Origin of the sequence: Cytobacillus sp. BC1816 (assembly GCF_051353635.1) — a bacterium.
GTDB classification, from domain to species: Bacteria; Bacillota; Bacilli; order Bacillales; family Cytobacillaceae; genus Cytobacillus; species Cytobacillus oceanisediminis_C.
Window position 1 is genome coordinate 5032820 of record NZ_CP195611.1, and the last position, 21019, is coordinate 5053838.

The 21019-nt window shown below is 41.2% G+C and carries 14 protein-coding genes; 3 read left to right on the forward strand and 11 right to left on the reverse strand.

Going from position 1 to position 21019, the window contains the following annotated elements:
* Positions 1-101 precede the first annotated feature (101 nt).
* The 4 genes from ACR42H_RS25310 to ACR42H_RS25325 all read right to left on the reverse strand — a co-directional run bounded on the left by ACR42H_RS25310 (position 102) and on the right by ACR42H_RS25325 (position 7712).
* Positions 102-2039, reverse strand: coding sequence for a BglG family transcription antiterminator (locus tag ACR42H_RS25310; protein WP_436374043.1), 1938 nt, complete (start codon positions 2037-2039; stop codon positions 102-104).
* 155 nt (positions 2040-2194) lie between these two features.
* Positions 2195-4804 (reverse strand): mannosylglycerate hydrolase, encoded by a 2610-nt coding sequence (mngB, locus tag ACR42H_RS25315; RefSeq protein WP_436374045.1) that lies wholly within the window; start codon positions 4802-4804, stop codon positions 2195-2197.
* 81 nt (positions 4805-4885) lie between these two features.
* Positions 4886-6829 carry a PTS 2-O-a-mannosyl-D-glycerate transporter subunit IIABC gene (mngA, locus tag ACR42H_RS25320; protein WP_436374047.1) on the reverse strand — a complete coding sequence of 648 codons (1944 nt, stop codon included), beginning with the start codon at positions 6827-6829 and terminating at the stop codon, positions 4886-4888.
* A 145-nt stretch (positions 6830-6974) separates the two neighbouring features.
* Positions 6975-7712, reverse strand: a complete 738-nt coding sequence (locus ACR42H_RS25325; RefSeq protein WP_436377079.1) for a MurR/RpiR family transcriptional regulator — start codon at positions 7710-7712, stop codon at positions 6975-6977.
* Between the two features lie 475 nt (positions 7713-8187).
* On the opposite strand from ACR42H_RS25325, the gene malX reads away from it, so the two are divergent.
* From malX to ACR42H_RS25340, 3 genes are read left to right on the forward strand one after another with little or no spacing between them, the layout of a single operon-like run.
* Entirely contained in the window at positions 8188-9777 is a 1590-nt protein-coding gene (gene malX, locus ACR42H_RS25330) for a maltose/glucose-specific PTS transporter subunit IIBC (protein ID WP_436374049.1), read from the forward strand.
* A gap of 34 nt (positions 9778-9811) precedes the next feature.
* Positions 9812-11026 carry a MalY/PatB family protein gene (locus ACR42H_RS25335; protein ID WP_436374051.1) on the forward strand — a complete coding sequence of 405 codons (1215 nt, stop codon included), beginning with the start codon at positions 9812-9814 and terminating at the stop codon, positions 11024-11026.
* Between the two features lie 42 nt (positions 11027-11068).
* Positions 11069-11863, forward strand: a complete 795-nt coding sequence (locus ACR42H_RS25340; RefSeq protein ID WP_436374053.1) for a MurR/RpiR family transcriptional regulator — start codon at positions 11069-11071, stop codon at positions 11861-11863.
* A 125-nt stretch (positions 11864-11988) separates the two neighbouring features.
* Here ACR42H_RS25340 and ACR42H_RS25345 read toward each other — a convergent pair whose 3' ends face one another.
* The 7 genes from ACR42H_RS25345 to ACR42H_RS25375 all read right to left on the reverse strand — a co-directional run bounded on the left by ACR42H_RS25345 (position 11989) and on the right by ACR42H_RS25375 (position 20987).
* Positions 11989-12228, reverse strand: coding sequence for a GNAT family N-acetyltransferase (locus tag ACR42H_RS25345; protein ID WP_436374055.1), 240 nt, complete (start codon positions 12226-12228; stop codon positions 11989-11991).
* Between the two features lie 69 nt (positions 12229-12297).
* Positions 12298-12435 (reverse strand): hypothetical protein, encoded by a 138-nt coding sequence (locus tag ACR42H_RS25350; protein WP_436374057.1) that lies wholly within the window; start codon positions 12433-12435, stop codon positions 12298-12300.
* 144 nt (positions 12436-12579) lie between these two features.
* Positions 12580-14562: a bifunctional metallophosphatase/5'-nucleotidase gene (locus tag ACR42H_RS25355; RefSeq protein ID WP_436374059.1), complete on the reverse strand. Its 1983-nt coding sequence runs from the start codon at positions 14560-14562 to the stop codon at positions 12580-12582.
* A 78-nt stretch (positions 14563-14640) separates the two neighbouring features.
* Positions 14641-17421 carry a DUF6359 domain-containing protein gene (locus tag ACR42H_RS25360; RefSeq protein ID WP_436374061.1) on the reverse strand — a complete coding sequence of 927 codons (2781 nt, stop codon included), beginning with the start codon at positions 17419-17421 and terminating at the stop codon, positions 14641-14643.
* Positions 17422-17646: 225 nt separating this feature from the next.
* Entirely contained in the window at positions 17647-18213 is a 567-nt protein-coding gene (locus tag ACR42H_RS25365) for a LysM peptidoglycan-binding domain-containing protein (protein WP_436374063.1), read from the reverse strand.
* Between the two features lie 199 nt (positions 18214-18412).
* On the reverse strand, positions 18413-19030 hold the full coding sequence (locus ACR42H_RS25370) for a cell wall hydrolase (RefSeq protein WP_436374065.1): 618 nt from the start codon (positions 19028-19030) through the stop codon (positions 18413-18415).
* Positions 19031-19250: 220 nt separating this feature from the next.
* Entirely contained in the window at positions 19251-20987 is a 1737-nt protein-coding gene (locus tag ACR42H_RS25375; protein ID WP_436374067.1) for a methyl-accepting chemotaxis protein, read from the reverse strand.
* Between the last annotated feature and the right edge of the window lie 32 nt (positions 20988-21019).

Below are 21019 nucleotides of genomic sequence, written 5' to 3' on the forward strand. Positions count from 1 at the left end.
CCAAACTTGTCCAGATATTTTTTTTATTTTTACCGGAACTTACGGTAAAAAGAAATTATTCATTAAAAAGAGCAGCGGATCTATCATTCCACTGCCCCTCACTAGTATTTGTTGTAATGCATTTCTTCCAGTACTTTTATAAAATCTTTATAATTCTTTGCTTCAATCAGCTCGTGAACAACCATCGGCGATTCGCTAAGAGCTGCAATCCTGCCAATAATATTTCGGATTTCTCTTTGGTTTTCCTTTGAAATGGCGAGCATGAAGACAAGGGAAACTTGTTCATTGCCCCATTCGATGGGCTCCTTCAAAATCGCTATCGCTAAAACGGTCTTTTGAATCATGGCAGGATCTCCATGAGGAATGGCAATGCCTCCGCCAATTGCGGTAGCTGAATTCCGTTCACGATTGACTGCACTATGAATAAATTCTTTTTTTACATAACCTTTATTGAAAAGGGCGATTGCCAGCATTTCAACAACTTGATATCTATGTTCTTTTTCAATATTAAAAAATACCAGTTCTGGAACTATAAATGAAGAAAAAATACTTTGCTCCTGCTGTACGCTTCTATTCATCTTAAGCTTATCCACAAAGCGGCTTAAATTATTCTTATCTTCTTGCCCGAAAAGAGGTGAAATCTGGATATATACCATGTCTGTTTTTTCAAGAGGGACTGTTGAAATGATGAAATCAGCTTGATGGTCCTTCAAAGCATCCGTAATCTCCGCCTTGCCAATGCACGCAACAATATCAATGTCCTGGTATTGCTGTTGAATTTTGGCCTCGAGCAAATGTGACATGCCAATGCCCATATGGCAGACAATCAGCGCCTTCTTTTTCTCCACTTTTCTTTTCCCTTCCAGACGTTCAATGGAGGCTTGAAAGTGCAGAACAATATATGCAGCTTCGTCTTCCGGGATGTCGAATCCAAATTTATCTTTCATTTCCTCAAGAGCCAAGATTACCATACTGAACATATAGGGATACATCTTTTTTATATTCGCAAGAAGGGGGTTTGTAATAGGAAACCCATATTTAATTCGGCTTATAACAGAGTGCATATGGACAGCAAGCCCATTTTGCAAAATAGAATCTTCTTCAAATGGAAACAATGTCAGTTTTTCCATCTTCTGAACAAGCCGGAGGACAACCTCCTTAGATTCTTGATCATATTGCAAAGCCTGCTCTGATTCTTCTACCCGCTTTCCGCTAATAAGATGCCATGTGAAATAGATTCTTTCCGCCTCTGGGAAGGTAAGCCCAAATGCCTCTTCCAAAGGATTAAAAAACCAGCTGGCATATTGATATTCTTTTCGTTTCAATGCCGTTTCCCTTTCAGAAGCTTGGACAAAAACAGGCGACTTTTGCCTAATCCGCTTGACCATAATCAAAGCATGAACAAGCAGGCTATCCAAAGCTTCATCGGTAAAGCCAATGCTGTACTTTTCCTGCAGGGACTTAAGCGCTTCCTTTACAACTAGGATTTCATAAGAAAAGAATAGATCCAAAACCATATTTTTTTTATTTGAAAGAGAAGGTATTAACTCAGACAAATGGGCCATGGCATTCCGTTTCTTTAACTCCGGCCCTTTAATCTGGCTGCCGATCCGCTGCTTTGATACAATCTCAAGGTCAAAACGCTGAAGCCAATAGGTAATGGTATCAATATCCTTTTTAATCGCAGTTTTCGGAACATAGTAACGCTCAGCCCAATATTGAAGTGTAATGGCCTTTGTACTGGTTAACAGCTGAAAGGCCATCTCAAACAGCCGCTCTTCTGCAGTTTTCTGCTCATTTGAAAACAGGCTGCGCAAAATTTCCGTACGTTCTGCTTCATCTATGTCAATTGAGATTCCAATACCAGGTTTGCGTAAAAGATTAGCCCTTGAATCCTGTAAAAATTCCTCCAGTCGATCCAGATCATTCCGGACCGTTTTCTCTGAACAATCCAGTTCTTCAGACAAATCCTTTATCTGTACTGCCCCTTCCTCATGGAGGAGTAATATTCTAAGTAGTTCCTTTTGTCTAATATTCATACTTGCACCTGCTCAAAATATAGATATAGTAAAGTTTATCTCTAATTTTGAGTGTAATCAAATAGGCAGGGAGGAACTAAGAGGATTAAATTCAAAAGAAAAAAGCCTATCCTTGTGCAAGGATAAGCTTCTGGTGTTTTAAATGCCTGCCGTCTTTAGAACATAACCGTTTTTACCTGGTTCTGTTTAACTACTACATTAAATTCATTGTTTTCAACATGTAATGCAGATATCACCTTTTCGTTCAGGTTGACTTCCTTTACGTGATCAACTGCAAGATTCACTTTAAACGAACCTGCCTTTTCAGCGTCAGCAGGATTATAGAATCTCAGCACAAACCCTTCTTCTTTCTCTGCCTTTTTCAGTACACTAAGGACTGTCGTGCTGATTGTTTCTTGAAGAAGACTAAAGCTCAATGGTGTATGAACATCCTCCTGATTCAGCTTCATCGCATTATGCGGGATCTTGTTATATGTTTGAATAGGAGTGGTATATTCTTTAGCAGCTCTTCCTACGTTTGCTGATGCCGTTGAACCTTTATGGGTTGTAATCGCAAAATCAAGCTTCAGCTTTCCTAGCATTTGTGAGTCTGGTGTTGGCAGCTTAATGCCGGATGGTCGTCCTGGCCTTCTGAGCATTTCTTCTTTTCCAAGTACACCGACACCTCGGAACAAGGTAATGGCAATCGTATCGTACTGATCCCCAATCACTTCATATTCACGTGTGCTATTCGTAAGCACACTTATACCATGCTCATGATCTGACAACCCAATAAACGATAGCATTGGATAGATAGAATCCGGGCGTTCATCCCAGCCTTCTTCCTCCCAGTAATCCATTGCAGAATCATATACATCCCGCTTAATAAACCCGAACTGGTTGTCCGAAACAGAGAAGGATGAGGCAATACCCGTTGGAATCAAGGTGCGGAGACGATGGTCCTTCGCCTGATTATCAATTTCTGCCTCAACTTTTATGATTGGCAGATGATTTGGAATCGTGATCTTCCAGTGAACTTGTACAAACTGGTCTGCTTTTTTGTTTTTGCGATCTTCCAAATCACCTGGGACATCCATTTTCAACTGTATATCCAGCTGTGCTTCGTATTTATTTTGGCGTACTTTCACATCAGCCTCGACATCGTCGCTGTACAGTAGGGTTTCATCCGCCAGCGGGGAGAAGTCATATTCATCTCCATCGTCACCTCCATTTTCCAATAACAGAACGTTGTCGAATCCCTTTTGATGCTGCTTATCATAAATTTTCAGCGTGCCATTAGGATTTACAGAAACCTCATAGTAATCGGTTTCTACCAATTCTTTTTCAGCGAAAGTATGATCCATATCGCTTTCTTCATTAACCACAAAGTATGTTTTATATCCCATTGCAGGAATGGAATCTTTTAATTGAATCGTGTATTGATAGAATGGATCATAGTTTCCATAATGAACAATCTGGCGATCAATCAGACCTGGGTCCATGATTTCTTTATTCAATACTTCAAAAGGAATTTCGTTTCCTTCTCCATCTTCCAGTTTAAAGGCTTCCAGCTTCGTTATCACCATCGTGGTAACCACTTCTGCCCGCTCATACGGAAGAAGATTGAAAGCTGTCAGGCGGTCCTCTTTCCGTTCTGTGGCAATAGAATCTGTGATTTTCCGCTTGTAAAATTCAATAAGCTGATCGGTCTTTTCTTCTGCAAGGAAGAAGCGGTTGACGATTTCTCGATGGACTTTATCCGAGCAGCAGCAGCCGATGCTGTCATGGGCATGATTCTTCATGATTTCTTTCCAAATCAGTTCAATCAAGCCATGGTGGTATTCAAACCCCAAGGAATACGCAATAGATGCCAGCGGTTCAAGGATATTCGTAATCTTGTTTTCTATCCTTGTATTCGCAGCCTTAATATCCATCCGTGTCGAATAAATGCTTCGGTGGACACGCATGTACTTTCCATCTAGAAATTCGCCCTGAAGGGTTGGCAATGTTTGATTTTGTTCCAGCTGATCAAATACATTTTCATATTTACTTAAGAAAAACTCGCGGTCTGGATATAAGTGCTGCAGCTTCTCAATAATCGTAAAGATATTCTTCTGAATAGGCATCTGATCATGGCCATTCGGAAGAATAATATTCTCTGTTGTCGCTCCGCGGTCAAGGACGGTAAAGTATTTATTTATACGTTCTTGAAGCTTCTCTTCATCCTCAGGCAAGTACTTCCCAATCGCATACCCAAGCGGGAAAAGCTGTACTAAAACCTTTGAACCGTCATCGCTTTCCCAGTAAAATTCCGTTTTATCTGTGCCATGGCGCTCCGAGGTACCGCGCCAGAAGATAGAATATTTAATATCAAATCCATTTAGGATTTGTGGCATTTGTGAAGATTGCCCAAATGAATCAGGAAGGTATCCGATTTTCATCGGCGAACCGAATTCTTCACTATCTTTTAATCCATAAAGGAGATTACGAACAATGGATTCTCCCCCAACGACCATCTCATCCGTTTGGGTATACCATGGCCCGATAATCAGCTTGCCGGCTTGAACTAACTTTCTGACACGTTCTTTATTTTCCGGTTTGACTGCGAAATAGTCTTCCAGAATGGACGTCTGGCCATCCAGCACATAGTATGGGTAATCTGGATTGGTCTCAAGCATTTCCATTATTTCTTCCATGTTATTAACTAAAAGGATCCGTGACTCTTCAGTTGAAAAATACCATTCTCTATCCCAATGCATATGGGGTACAATATGAACTTTTTTCATGATGTCCTCCAAATAAGATGGTACCTAAAGCAAGTTCTCTAGGTACCATTTTTTATTTTTATTGCTGAAAAACTTTATATATTACGCAGCATCCTGTGTTTGTACAGAACTGCCATCTTTTTTTAATTTGCTTTTTCTTGTTGCTATCAATAAAACCATTGAAATCAGAGCTCCAAGCAAGGCAGCACCGAGCCATATGCTGGCTGCGATAAAAATAGGCTGACCTTGAACCAGGGCAAGAGAGAAAATCCCGGCTCCAGGTACATTCAAGCCAATGTTAAAGTAAGCAACGATGGCACCTGTTACTGCTGAACCTGCGATTAAAGAAGGGATCACGCGCAATGGATCATTGATCATAAATGGAATGGCACCTTCCGTAATACCAGCCAGACCAAGCAGCCATGTTTGTTTTCCTATTTCCTGTTCTTGTTTCGTGAAATATTTCTTTCCAATAATCGTCGCGCCTGTCACAGAGAAGGCTGAAACCATTTTGACAGAAGCGAACGCTGCATATGGGACGATATTTCCACTTGCCATCGCGCCAATACAGAACGTATAGGCTGCTTTGTTCACTGGTCCACCCAGGTCAAAGGAAACCATGGCACCCAGAATGGCTCCTAATAAAATGGCATTTGCACCTGACAAGCTGTCCAGCCAGTTAATTAAGCCTTGATTCAATAAAGCCAGCGGCTCTCCGACAACAAATAACATAATGGATCCGACCACAAGTGTTCCGACAACTGGGTAAACCCAGAAACTGATGAACCCTGCAAATGTGCCTTTAGGCTGCACCTTTTTCTTTAAATACTTTAAGAAGAAACCAGCAAGGAAACCACCAAGCATCCCGCCAAGGAATCCGCTGCCGATCAGGTTGGCGGCTACCCCCGCTGCAAAACCTGGTCCAAGTGCCGGCTTATCGGCAATCGAGTAGGCCATGTATGCGGCTAAGATCGGAATCATCAGCTGTCCAAGAAGCCCGCCGCCCAGCTGTCTAAGAAGCCATAGCCAGGAACCTTCTTCTGCGTATACATCCTGCAGCCCAAAAGCCTGCGAGATTAGTACAGCTGCGGCCAATGTCATTCCGCCTGCGACAATAACCGGAATAATATAAGAAATACCTGTTAAGATCGAGTCTTTGATCTCGCTTTTAAATGGCTTTTCGCCAGTTTCTTCATCAGCGGAAGCACTTCCCTGATCCGGGCTATATTCTTTCTTCGGATTCTTCTCCGCTTTATCCAGCGCTTCCTGAAGAAGGCCCTTAGCATTTCTAAGCGGCGCGGCTACAGATGTTTTTACCTTAGGCAAGTGAGCAAAACGTTCTTCTTCTTTTACTGCCACATCATTGGCATAAATAATGGCATCTGCCTTTTTTAGAAGTTTCGTTGTATGCCGGTCTTCAATGCCATTTGCCCCCTGCTTCTCAACAAAAACATCAACACCCATTTCTTTTCCTGCCTTGATTAATGCTTCAGCAGCCATATAGGTATGGGCAATGCCAGCCGGACAAGCTGTGATTGCTAATACGGTTTTATCTAATTTCTTTTCAGCAGCTTGAGCTTGAACATCCTCTGTCTTATCGAGCCGTTCAAACAATTCTGTATTCGTTTTGGCTTGTAATAAACCGTTTTTATACGATTCCTTTGATAATCTTGTTACAAATTCAGATAGCAAACTTAAGTGGGTTGAACCAGCTTCACTTTCTGGAATGGCCAGCAAAATGACCAGCTGAACCTTGTTGTTCGGATCAATGCTTTCCCAGTCGGTTAACGGGGCCTTGAGAGTTGCAATGGCAAAAGCGGCCTCCTTAACAGACGCTGACTTCCCATGCGGAATAGCAAGTCCGCCTTCAAAGCCTGTCGGCGAAAGCTTTTCTCTATCTAATACAGCTTGAAAAAAATCCTCTTTATTCGTTAATTTTCCAGCGTCACCCAGCTGATCGACTAAGTACCTGATAGCTTCCTGCTTTGATTGGAATGATTCTCCGGTACTGATTAAGCTTGGTGAGGTAAGTGCTTGAAGCAGCATAAGGATTACCTCCTAAATCGGAATTTGAAAGCACTTTCATTTATGGTTCCAATCTTATCAAAAAAAAAATAAGAAGATGAATTCTTCTTATTTTTACACGGACACTATTTAATAAAGCGTTTTCATGTGTATTTATACACATCTTTTAGAAATGGTCCCAATAAAATTGGGAAATTGCCTGCAGAACCACCATAAGAGGTGTTTTATCGGTAATATTGTACCCGTTCATTACTTTTTTTGGAGAATAGCAGTATAAATTGAAGGAAGCTAATTTCTCCAGGGAATTACGGCTAAAATGAGTCAGTGACACGATTGTAATTCCTCTTTGTTTAGCTTGCTCAGCCATTTCAAGAACCTGCTCGGTTTCACCGGATAAACTGATTAAAAAGAGCACATCCTGTTTATTCATTTCTTCAATTCTGTGAAGCACTTCATGGCGATGAATGGAAAATTCAGCACCTTTTCCAGCCACACGCAAATTCCGGACCATCATCTCACAAAAATCAGCCGAATCCCCCACTCCAAAGAAAAGAACATGTTTGGCATCATGTATTAATTTAGTGATTTTTTCTATTTGCTCCATATCCAAAAGTTCAAATGTCTTTTGGATTAGATAGTAGGAGCTTTCTTCATTTACAACACTAGAAGTATCAATTTCATCTTTAATACTATTCTTAAGATGAGAGAAACCGTCATACCCCAGCTTTTTTGAAAGCCTGGTGATGGTATTGGGGACTGTATAAAAAGCGGCTGCCAGACTTTGTATAGACTTGGTTACAAATTCGGACTTATTTTGGAGGATATATTCAATAATCTGATCATCCGTATCATTTAGTTTATATTCAAATTTATGTATACGTTCTTCAAAGTGCATAATTCTCACCTCGCTCAAATCTAAACCTCTATTTATTATAACAAATGAAGGAGGCATACTTACTTTTATGTAAAGTCATGTTTTTTCTTGAATATCAGATATAAAGCAAAAGTCCAGTATATCAGAAATCGGGTTCTTTCTTAACAAAGCGCAAAGTCAGATACTGGGTTTTACCATGGTTTAAATCAGTTCTCCTTCACTCCAAGTACATTCTTCCTCTCCACCAGATTATTCAACTTCACCGCCTCCCAAATACTTTGATCTGAACGTACAGTACTCCCTCGTATATCAGAGATCCTTTGTGCCAAACGAATATTTTTTATTTGGCCTCGGTTGCGTCAGGCCCCCATCTTTCATTGCAGCTTTGTATTGCGCATACAAAAATTGTATACAGCTACATTCCCCATGAAAGCGGTTGCGAACGAGCTGATATGGAAGTAAAGTGAAGGTAATTGTTCAACATCTACATCAAGGGGGTTAAGTGATGAATACGAAGATGAAGAAGTCTTCAATAGGGTGGGAGTTTTTCCAGGGACTTGGAAAGACATTTATGCTTCCTGTTGCACTCTTAGCATTTATGGGTTTGCTTTTAGGTATCGGCAGTTCGTTTACAAGCCCTGCAACCATCGAAAATTTACCTTTTCTAGATCATAACGTGATTCAGATTATCCTGCGTTTTATGTCAATGGTTGGCGGTTTTGCTTTTACCTATTTGCCGCTTTTATTTGCTGTAGCGATTCCACTTGGACTAGTCCGTTATGAAAAAGGAGTCGCCGCTTTTTCAGGTCTTATTGGTTATATCATGATGCATTTATCGATTAATTTTTATTTAACAGAAACCGATCAGCTTGCGGCTGCCGATGTGATGAGACAAGAAGGACAAGGGATGGTCCTTGGTATTCAGAGTCTCGAGATGGGTGTTTTAGGCGGGATTATCGCAGGTATTCTTGTTTATTTGCTGCATAAGCGCTTCCATACGATTAAACTGCCAAATGCCTTTGCCTTTTTTGGAGGGGTTAGATTCGTTCCCATCATCACTTCTATTGTCATGTCAGTCGCAGGTATAGTTATTCCAATGATTTGGCCATTGTTTACCATGATTATAAATGGAATAGGATCGATGATAAGCAGTGCTGGTGTGTTCGGTCCATTTCTATTTGGTGCCGGCGAACGATTGCTTCTTCCATTTGGATTACATCATATTTTAGTAGCCATGATTCGTTTTACAGAAGCCGGGGGAACCATGGTGGTAAACGGTGAGACTGTTTCGGGTGCGCTTAATATTTTCTATGCCCAGCTGCAAAGCGGGGAGCCTATTAGTTCTTCAGCAACAGCCTTCCTATCACAAGGGAAAATGCCGACCTTCATGTTTGGTCTGCCAGCGGTTGCTTTAGCCATTTACCACACAGCAAAGCCTGAGAATCGCCAAAAGATTAAGGGACTTCTAATCTCAGGAGTCATTGCTACTTTTGTAACAGGGATTACAGAGCCGATCGAGTTTCTATTCTTGTTCCTTGCACCAGCCTTATATGGAATCCATGTGGTTTTAACTGGTCTTGGATTTATGGTCATGGCCCTTCTTAATGTGAAAATCGGAAATACCGATGGCGGGATTTTGGACTTCTTTATTTTTGGAATCCTGCAGGGAGCTGAATCAAAATGGTATTTGGTTTTAGTAGTGGGATTGATTTGGTTTGCGATTTATTATTCTGTTTTCCGTTATGCAATTGTCAAATTTAACTTAAAGACTCCTGGCAGGGAAGATCAAGCGGAAACGGGAGGATCTGCTGCACCAGAAAGCAAGGATGGGAAAACAAGTAATCAGGCAAGAGAATTGTTATATGCGTTAGGTGGAGCAGAAAATATTGTCTCGCTTGATAACTGTATTACGAGATTACGATTAGTGGTTGATGATATGAAAAAAATCAATGAACCGGCATTGAAGAAAAATGGCGCTCTTGGCGTGATTAAATTAGATGCCCATAATGTTCAAGTGGTCATTGGCCCACAAGTAAACCATGTTCGAGTTGAAATGGATAAGCTTATAGATATTAATGAAGTGAAGAGCGGATGAGAATCTCTCATCCCTTTTTTCATCTTACTCAGCTTTGGAAACAACTAGAGAAAAGAGGGATATAATGAAACATCATTTTGATCAAACTGTCAATCGAATTGGGACATATTGTACCCAGTGGGATTATATGAAGGATCGATTTGGTTCAGATGATTTACTGCCTTTTAGCATCTCAGATATGGACTTTCGCAGCCCTCCAGAAATGATTGAGGCGATCCACAAACGCACCGATCATGGGATTTTTGGTTATACAAGATGGAACCATGATGATTATAAATCTTCGATTACCGGTTGGTATAAAAGGAGGTTCGATACCGAAATATCAATAGATTGGATAATCTATAGTCCGAGTGTCATTTATTCGATTGCAAGATTGATCGAAATTTTATCATCTGAAAGCGATCACGTGATTATGCAGGTGCCTGCCTACGATGCCTTTTTTCATGTCATTAACGAATCGAAACGCGACCTAATTCCTAACCCGCTTTTGTATCAAAATGGAAAATATGAAATTGATTTCGATGATTTGGAAAAAAAGCTGCTGCATCCAAAAGCAAAGGTCTTATTGCTTTGCAATCCTCACAACCCGACGGGAAGGGTATGGACAGAGCAGGAGCTAAAGAAAATCGTCGCACTTTGTGCCAAGTACCAGGTAAAGATCATTTCTGATGATATTCATATGGATATTACCTACCAAGACCGTAGGTTTATTCCGATTACCAGCGTGACAGATGATCTGCAAAATATTTATATCTGTACGTCTGCCAGTAAAACCTTTAATACCCCCGGCTTGGGCGGGTCCTATCTATTGATTCCGAACGAAAAGACGAGAGAGAGCTTTATGAAGCTTTTAAAATTTAGGGATGGCGTTTCGAGTGCCACTATTTTTGGAGAAATTTCCGTTATCGAAGGATATCGTCATGGTGATCAGTGGGTTGATGAGCTATGTTCCTATCTGTATAATAATATGAAATTGGTGAAAGAATTCATCGATCAAGAACTGCCATCCATTCAGTTTCATATCCCTGAATCCACGTATTTAGCATGGATGGACTGTACCGGACTGGGGAAAACCAATCAAGAGCTCCAGCAAGCCCTCGTTGAAGTGGGGAAGGTCGGAATCATGTCTGGCGCAGTCTATGGTGAGGACAGAGGAATCTTTTTACGAATGAATGTTGGTTGTCCTCAATCAAAAGTCATCGAAGGTCTAGAGAGACTAAAACGCTCGGTTCTATCTCTAACACCGTAACTGATTAGGACCCTTGATCCATGGTTATGAAAAGGTGATAACATGCAATCTTTTATGAAACGGCTGATCCAGCATCGGGATCAATTAAGTCAGCTGGAAAAGCAGGTACTGGATTATATCATTCGCTACCCCAAGAAGCTTGTTCATTTAAAACTCGAAGAGCTGGCAAAGGAAATGTATATCTCGACTGCCACCATCAGCCGAACCTGTAAAAGACTTGGCTTTCAAGGCTTCCAGGATTTTAAACTTCAGCTGCATTTAAACATAAGGGATGAAGTTCAAGGTGTTAGCCAGGAAATTTCAGAGTCCTTATCTTTCCATGTTAAACGCTATGAAAAAGATATACACGAGGTATTAAATAGAATCGATGAAGAGAAGCTGAATAAAGCTGCTTCGATGATGATACAGGCAAGACATGTAGAATGGTTCGGTATGGGCCATTCCTATTCTGTTTGCTGGGATGCATCAAAAAAACTGCTGATGTTAGGCAAAAGCAGCATGGCTCGAATGGATTGGGATGATTTACGAAGTGCCGCCCTCAACGTAAGAACGGATGACCTTGCCATTTTTGTCTCCTATAGCGGAGAAACCTTAAATATTTTAGAGTATGCGCATATCCTAAAAGAACGTGGAATCACGATTCTATCCATCGTCGGAACTCCATCAAACCGTTTAGTCGAACTATCGGATTTTGTTTTTTACACCCCCATTGAACATTGCTACCTTGATGATATTGATATGTGCTCCCGGGCACCCTTTCAACTTTTCCTGGATTTATTGCTTGTAGAATATCGGAACTTGATTAGTAGCCGAAGAAGTCATTCATCGAGCGATTGAAAACAGTAAAACCTTCCTACACTCCTTGTGCAGGGAGGCCATTTACTGTTTTTCGCAGGTTAAAGCAGTCCTCTTTAAGGATGCTAAAAATTATATAGCTTCGTTCACAGATACACCTTTACTTTTCAACTGTTTGTACAATAATAATGTGAGAATCCTTTTGGAAAATTCTTCAGTTTCCCTTTCTTCTTAAATCCGAGCTTATTATAAAAATCAGGAGCCTGAAAACTAAATGTTACTAATCGCATCATCGTAAAGCCTTGTTCACAAGCAGATGTTACATCCTCTTGAATTAACTTTTGTCCTTTACCCTGTCCACGCAGTGAATCATCCACCCATAATACGTCAACGAAAAGGATTCCCAATCTATATGTCCAACGAGTCCGCCAAAAATCTGTCCCTGTTCATCTTTTAAAACCTTACACTCAATCCGCTCATTTAAATATGGTTTGAAGGTAATGTCGATAAGTTAGATCCACTTCCAGCGTACTTCCTGCAGACGATTCAAAAATATAGATGGCACTGTTAAACACATAGATTTCTTCCCTATCGAGGTTTATTGATCCAGCCATACCTGCTCCTCCAAAATTTATTGCCATTTATGAATAAATCCATCCTATCAAAAAGATCAGCAAAAGGGCGGAAGCATTTGAACCATTAAAAGAAAACTGCACACTATCTACGGTGTGCAGTTTCCTCTTCGATACAATTTTCTATTACTTACGATAACTTATCTTTTTAATGTTTTCTGCCCCTCTGAGTTCCACTAAATCACTTTTCTCAATAATAACTTCTTTCACTTCTGCACCGCTAAAGTCTACGATGATTGGCTCTTTCTTTGGTGTTACACGGACACTCACATTCTTCAGTCCTTTGCCCTGCAATACAGCAGAGTTTTTGAGCCAGATGCCGTTTTTGATTTCTGCGGATTCTTCTACATTAATAAAAGAAATCTTGTTCACTACTAGCTTCTTCTTTTTATCATCAGTAAGAGTATATTCCTTTTCAAAATCCAGCTCTGTTACTGGCGGCAGACTGTCAACATCTACAATACGCCCTTCCACTGCTGGTGTGATTGTACCCAGACTGGTCAGGTGTTCGGCGAAGTTTTCCCAGTCAGAAAGTCCAAGGTCTGTTACTCTGCCCTCCTGATATGCTTTTGCGAAGACTGTATATCCATCTCCGCCCTTGGCTGTGAAAGCATTGGTACCGATTGTGTATGTTTGATTATCCTGGATTTCTGTGTAAGTGCCCTGATCATTTTTATAAGCGATCGAAACCATTCGCTCACCGGCAGGCTTTGTGGAATCAAATTCTACTTTTGCACCGGACACATGCAGGAAACCGCCGTTTTCTGCTGGATACTGACCCACGCTGATTTCAAAAGCCTCTTTTAGTTCAGCTCCCGTTAGTTCCATAGTTGCTAATGTGTTGCCAAATGGAAGTACAGTAATCACTTCCCCAACAGTGATTGGCCCTGCATCAATTCCTGCACGAATGCCGCCTCCGTTTTGGAGCGCCATGATTACGTCGTTGTTATACTGCTTGGCCTTTGCAAGCATGCCGTCTGTAATTAGGTTGCCTAGCGCTGTTTCATTTTTTCGTACACTTGGTCCTGTGCTGTCTCCGCTTGTCCTCGGATTCTCGAGTGCAGTCACAGTTTCTGCTCCAATTTCCGTGTTCTTTAATTCCTCTATTTGGGAGGAGTATTTTTCAAGCAGCACTGCAGCTTCGGGATCCTCTGCTTTATCCGAAATTTTAATAAGCTTGCCTGCTTGCCCAACTACTGTTCCTGCCTCATCAAATTGTACATCCAGTGTTCCAAGATAGTTATTGTACTGGCCGGCTTGAACAATGACAGTAGGGTCCTTTGCTGTTCCTGTTTGATCAGCTGCCACAACCACTGGCTCATTTAATTGCGTATGGCTGTGTCCTCCAACAATCACATCAATACCATCTACCTGTGCAGCCAAGGTTAAATCATTATCCACATTCGGATTATCATCATAACCAATATGAGTTACAGCCACTATTTTATTGATTCCCATATCCTCGAAAGCTTTTACTGCTTTTTCTGCTTCTTCGATATAGTCCTCGAATGTAACATTACCCGGACTGGAAATACTGGCCGTTTCAGCTGTAGTCAAACCAAAAAATCCTACTTTTTCTCCATTAACTTCTTTGATGATGCCATTATAAATTTTTCCATTTGCAGGTTCACTCGATATTACATCGCTAAACAATCCCTGCAGGTTAGCATCCTCAGAAAAATCCACATTTGTACTAACGAATGGGAATTGTGCACCTTTTACAAAGTCAGCCAATGCTTTGTGCCCTTCCGCGCTTGAACCCAAGTCGAACTCATGATTTCCGAAGGTCATAATGTCATAGCCCATCAGATTCATAAATTCAAGGTCAGCTTGTCCAAGGAATTTATTAAAATATAATGTTCCTGAAAAAACATCTCCTGCATCAACAAGGAGGGCGTCCGGATTTGCTTCTCTTACTTCCTTTACAGCCGTTACTTTTTTAGCGGCGCTGTCCATATTGGCGTGTGAGTCATTGGAATGCATTAAGGAAAGCGTGAAATCTGCAGCTGATGTCTCATTTGCTGAAACCAAACCTGCCGGAACGGCTGTAGAGATGGTTAATGCTGCTGATAAGGCTACTGTTGATAATACTTTAATAGGCAATTTCATGAATTGCTGCTCCTTTCAGATGCTAATTTTTTAAAATGAGGATTGAAAGCCGAAGTAGTTATACTCCGGCTTAAAATGCTATGCTGCTTCCTCTTCCTCATATGGAGAATCTATTTCTTCCCCATCCGAATCTTTGAAAATAATATGAGACGGATCCGCTTTTTTCCCAAGAGTCCATTTCTGGACATTTTCGGCACCGCGGATTTCTACGGCTTTGCTGCTTTCAATCATGACTTCTTTAATTTCTGATCCTGTTAGATCAACAACTGCCCCTTTGTTGGCAGAGCTGATGACCACTTTCGTATTTTTTAGGCCCTCCCCTTTAACAGCGGCGGATTTCTTCAGCCACAAACCTTGCGAGAGGCTGGATGTTCCATCCATTATAACCAAGGCATTATGTGGTCCAACAACGAATTTCTTCGCATGGTAGTTTACCAGATTGAAAACATGATCATATTTAGGCTCTTCCGGTTTAACTGCCGGCTTTAAGCTTGTCTGTATCATGACAGGGTCATGGTCACTTGCACGGCCGTGTTCCTCCATGAAGCCTGAGTTAATATGAAGAATATCAACCTCTGTTTTCTTGGCAAGGTTGTTGGATACTAATATATGATCGAGCACCTGTGCATTTCCCTGGTAGTTGTACGTATAGCGCTCTTCTGCCGGAACCTTTTCAATCATGTTTGTTAATTCATCGCCCTTTAAAGCCTTTAAAGGATTGGAGAATTCAAAATCATTGAAGTCGCCAAGCAGGACAATATTGGCATTTGGGTCTTCTGCTTTAACATCCTCTACGAAACCGTTAACCACGTTAGCGATTTTCATGCGCTGAATTTCACTGTTAAAGACAGGGGGCTGAACTTTGCCGAATAACGGAAGATCTCCGCCTTTCGAGTTAAAATGGTTAGCTACAACAATGACGCTTTCGCCCTTAAATTCGAATTGGGCCGCCAATGCTTTGCGGCTATCCTCAAATGCTGCATTGGCCGGATCAATACGTCCTGGGTTTAGCGTAAGTTTACCGTTTTCAAAATCAACTGCATCCGTTGCTGACCCTTTTTCGCCTTCCGATAATGTTACCCTTTCAGCGTTATAAAGGAAGCCGACACGGATGTTTCCTCCCGGCTGGCCGCCATCCTGTTTATCTTCTGGAGCGATATCTGTGTAAGTGTAAGCTGGACCGCCAAGTTCTTTTATTTTTTCAATTAATAATGCTGCACTTAGATCCGCCTCTGTTGTGCCGCTATCTGTTGGTCCGTCATTATCCTGAACTTCTGTCAGACCAATGATATCCGGCTGCTTCATATTATCAGCAATGGCTTCTGCTAATCTCGTAACCTTTTCCGCATCCGTTTTTGTTGAGAAGTTTTCAACATTATAAGATGCGATGGTTAATTGATCTTCTTCAGGGATAAGACTTGTTTCTTCTCTTGCCGCAGGACCTTCTACAAATTCCGGCAATGAATCTGCGTCACTTAATACTTTATAGTTGCTGAATCCGTAGCTGACAACCCCCTGGACACTGCCTTTAAAGCTGTCGCCCATTTTGGCAACAAAATCTTCATCGTTAATATCTAAAGTGATTCTCTCCGGATTATAATCATTTTCTGAAATGCGCAGTCCGCCTGCCTCTGTATTTGTTTCAACATCTCCCGGAACAACCACAAGCTCTCCATACTTTTGCGGGGCCACTACTTTCGGGTTGTCCACCTGAACAAGCATTCCTTCCAGGCTTTCAAAGAAATCAATTCCATCCTGCTCTGGATCAAACTCACCAAAGCTGTCATTATCGATCACTTCAGTCGGCAAGTTCTCTTTACTTAGAATGACTGGAGCCGGAAGCTCCTGGCCTGACGCTATTTTATTGATTGCTGAAGCATTAATTTCGGTGACAGGCAAATCCGTCTCCAGTTTCTCAGCATAGCCGTCAAGCACCCATTCTTTGATTTGCCCTGTTACTTCAACCACATCACCCGCTTGTGCACCGTGATTTTTCTTGTAAACAAGAATTCCTTCAGAAGTATTAGGATCCTGGTCAGGCTGCAGGTCCTGCATATAGAAATTGTTTGCATCTGCCACTTTTGTGACGATGCCTTCCACATCCGCAGCATATTGGTTGGCATATTCGGAATAATGCCCTGCACCTTGAATATCATGAATGCGAAGTCCGCCTAATGCAGGCGTATAAGTAAATTCAGCTACTCTGCTGTCTGTTAAGCCTTCTTTGACAGCTAATGCTTTAATGGTCGTTTTTTCATTAATGACAATCGGATCAGTATATGTATCACTTTGAGAAGTTGGCTCTGATCCATCCACCGTGTAATGAATTACTGCTCCTTCCGTTTCTGTCGATAAAACAACATCTGTTCCCTGCTTAACTGGACCTGCTCCAGGGGAAGCTGTTACAGCTGAAACTTGTGTTGGGTCTGTTTCTTCCACCCAGGAATAAGCTGATGAGTTCTTTAATCCCGGAACTGTAAAGTAGGCTTCCAATGAACCGGTAATTTGAACTTTCTTTCCAAGGTTATCAGGGTTGTCCACCAGGTTTAATCCTGATCTCACATACCCGCTCGGAAGCTGAACCGGCAGTATTTTACCGGGATCTCTTTCATCGGGTGAGTCTGCGATGGCAATATTGGTTGCAATTGTAAACGGACCGCTATGGCTATAGCTTGAAGTGCTTTTCGTAACTCCAACAATATAACCTTCGACTGTGGCAACTCCGTTATTATCCGCAATAGCTTCTGCCACAGACTTCACTTCTTCTGCACCTGCCGTGGCAAAAGGACTAAAAAGACTAAGAATCAAAGCAAAGACACTAATAAAGCTAAGCAACTTTATTTGCTGCTTTCCAATCATGTAATCCACTCCTATTTCCTTATTTTAAACGTTTACATGACACTACCATTCTAGTAAATCACTCTTCTTTTTGGCATACAATCTGATATTTGTAAAAATTGAGTAAATAAGTAAAAATGAGAAAATACTCCCACTATGCAAATAGGCTTAAAAGCCCAGGCACCAGAGTTATTATTTTTCCAAATAAAAAGAGAATCCCCGCCAGGAAGATTCTCTTAATTTCTATTATTTATAAACTTTAATAGTAACCGTTTTGCTGCCCCATTGCAGGGCTTTTTGTTTGTTTGGAATGAAGACGTCAATTTTATTGCCTCTTACTGCAGATCCTTTGTCACCTGCAATTGCCTCCCCATATCCAGGCACATATACTTTTGATCCCAGTGGAATAACCTTCGGATCCACTGAAATTACCTTGGCGTTCGGATTCTTTTTCAGATTGATTCCTGTATAAGTAATGCCGCTGCAGCCTTTGCAGCTGGCAGTGTAGGCAGTCGCTTTCACTTTAATTTCTTTATATGCTTTCGTTGATGCAGCCTTTACAGCTGTCTTTTTAGGTGCAGCAGCTTTAGCTGACGCTCCGGTAATTTTTAACACTTGCTTAGGTTTAATTGTATCTGAATTTAATTTATTCCAAGATTTAATCTGCTGTACAGTAACGTTATGTTTTTTAGAGATGGCCCAAAGCGTATCTCCCTTTTTCACTGTATAAGTATTTCCAGCGGCTGAAGTGACATTGGAAAATCCAAACGATAGAAAAACAGCTGTGATAAGATAGATTACTAATTTCTTCATGATATCTCCTTTATGTCCCTTGATAGGAACATATTAACACCATTAGATAACAGATAGATTTCAGTAAAACTCTTTTTTCGTTACAAAATAAAACGGTTTTAATATATTTGTAATATAAATTACCAGATTTCAATTCAAACTTACTAGCAAAACTAAATAAGGCACCTCTTCCGGCATGTGCAGGAGAGGTGCCCTTTTTTTAATAGGCAAAATTGTGGCTTCCGATTTGTTTAATGACGGTTCTAGTAAAAATCCATTGGTCTGTAGCTGTATAAGGATTGTAATAGTAGACGGCACCGCCGGTAGGATCCCATCCATCAAAGGCATCTCTTACTGCCTGATATGCTGCAGCATCAGGCTGAAGCCAATATTGTCCGTCATTCACAGCTGTAATGGCATTCTTTTGGAAAATCACATTGGAGAGAGTATCCGGAAATTCATTGGACTCCATACGATTGAGAACGACAGCTGCAACTGCCACTTGGCCTTCATAGCTTTCCCCTCGCGCTTCTCCATAAACGACATGGGCAAGCATGTCCACATTCCTAAGCATTTCTGCCGTGTTAACTCCCACGATTCCATCAGCTGCTAAACCGAAATCATATTGAAAGTTTTTTACTGCATTCTCTGTTACCGTTCCATAATACCCTGTATGGTCTGTATTAAAATAGCCAAGCTTTTGTAATGCTGATTGAATATATGTAACTTCCTGGCCTGCTGAGCCATTCTTTAGAACAGCAGCATCTGCCTTGGGCTGGCTGAAGCTCAGCACAAATACCATTGCGGCAGCAGCCGCAATCCACTTTATGTAATTCATTTGAACACTCCTCTTTATATATTATGTTAGAGCTAGGCTGCCCTCCTTTACTAAGTTAATAAGTTCACCTTTGCTTGTTTCCCTATAAAACAATTTAGAAAACTCGATCAAATGGTTTAATTTCTAGAATGGGCCAAAGGGACAGGCCAAGTTCTCTTCGTTCATTGAATGGTGAAAATCCAAACAAAAAGCCGCTCTCTAATAGAGAACGGCTCCCATTTTATATTTTAAACTTCTCCACCGACTGTTCCAGCTGTTTAGAAAGCATACTCAGCTGAACGGTAAGCTCTGATATCTTTTCTACCGCATCCTCCTGCTGGTCCGTTGAGGCTGCGACCTGGCGGGAAATTTGTGCCGTGTCTTTAGATAGACCCGCAAATTCATCAATGGATGCAGAAATCTCTTCGGACCCGGCAGAGAGTTCTTCAGTTACGGCAGAAACCTCCTGTATTTCACCAGTAACTCCTTCAACAGCATGCAATATCTGATTGAATTTCTCACCGGCACTATTGACTAGGGCTGTACCTTCTTCAACTTTACCAGAGCTCGCATGCATATTACCGACTGCCTGTTCAATGGATGATCTGAAGTGATTCAGCTTTTCGGCAATTTGTGCTGCAGATGCTTTCGAGCCTTCTGCCAGCTTTTTAACCTCCTGGGATACAACCGCGAAGCCTTTGCCATGTTCACCTGCTCTTGCTGCTTCAATGGCTGCATTTAACGCAAGCAGATTAGTTTGCTCTGCGATGCCTGAAATCAGGTTCACAATATCCTCAATTTCAATAGCCTGCGTACCCAGCTCTTCTATAAATAGAGAAGAATCATTTACAGTCTTTTTAATCTCATTGATCTGCCGGATGATGGATTGGATTTCATCAAATCCTTCTTTTACCTGCTGTGTAACTGTATTGGATTGTTCGCTCACATCTGTCGAAGCTTCCGCAATACGCTGTATGCCTATGGCCATTTCTTCTATTGCTTTTGCAGATTCCTCACTTCTGATCAGCTGTGTATCAGTAGCCCCTGCCACTTCCTGAATCCCTCTGACAATCAGGGTGCTGGCCTGGCTGATTTCTTCCATCTTGTTTTCTATTTTACCCGATGAGTCCAGGAGTGCTTCTGAAGATGCTTTTATATCTTCAACCATCGCTTTTGTATGATGCGTCATTTTTTTGAATGACTCTGTAACAAAACTAATTTCGTCCTTCCCTTTTACCTTAATGGAATTAGCCTTCTCTTCTGCTCCCCGAAGGTCTCCATCAGCCATTAATTGAGCTGCTGAACTGATATTCTGCAGAGGGTGCAGTCTCTTTTTGACGAACCAGGCCAGAATGGCAACAACCGCAAGGATTAACAGTATATTTATCACCAGGTTCATAGGGAGCTCTTTTTGCATTACTTGATCTGCAATGCTATTCACATCCTGGGCATTGATGTCGACACCTAATATCCCGATCACTTTTCCATCATTTTCAATGGGCACAAAGGCAGAAAGATAATCTCCATATTCCGGATCGTGAACGATTGGTGAGCTTGATGCTTTTCCATCCAGTACAGAAGAAATATCTTCATATTTTGCAGCCGTCGTCGGTGTTTCAATATCTGCTGCCATATCCGAGCCTTTTGGCATACCATCAACCATTATAAAGACTTCTTCCTTTTCAGAATCAGCCATTAATGTATAAACGTAAAACGCACCTGTTTTATCACGAAAATCATTCAGCTGTTCCCGAAGTTCCCAATAGGTTTCCGTCTGATCGGGATTCTTCAGAAATTCCTCATATTTATCTGTTTCCATTTTTGAAGCTATATTATCTGCAATATTTATACTAAAATTTTCAATAGAGGACTCTACTGAATTTTTCGTGCTTAAATAGAGCATTGTTATATTACCGAGTAAAACCACTGCCATTCCAAGGGCCATTACGATTGCAATCCTAGTGCTTAGCTTTTTCATATATTTCACTCCATTAGTAAATATTTCATAAA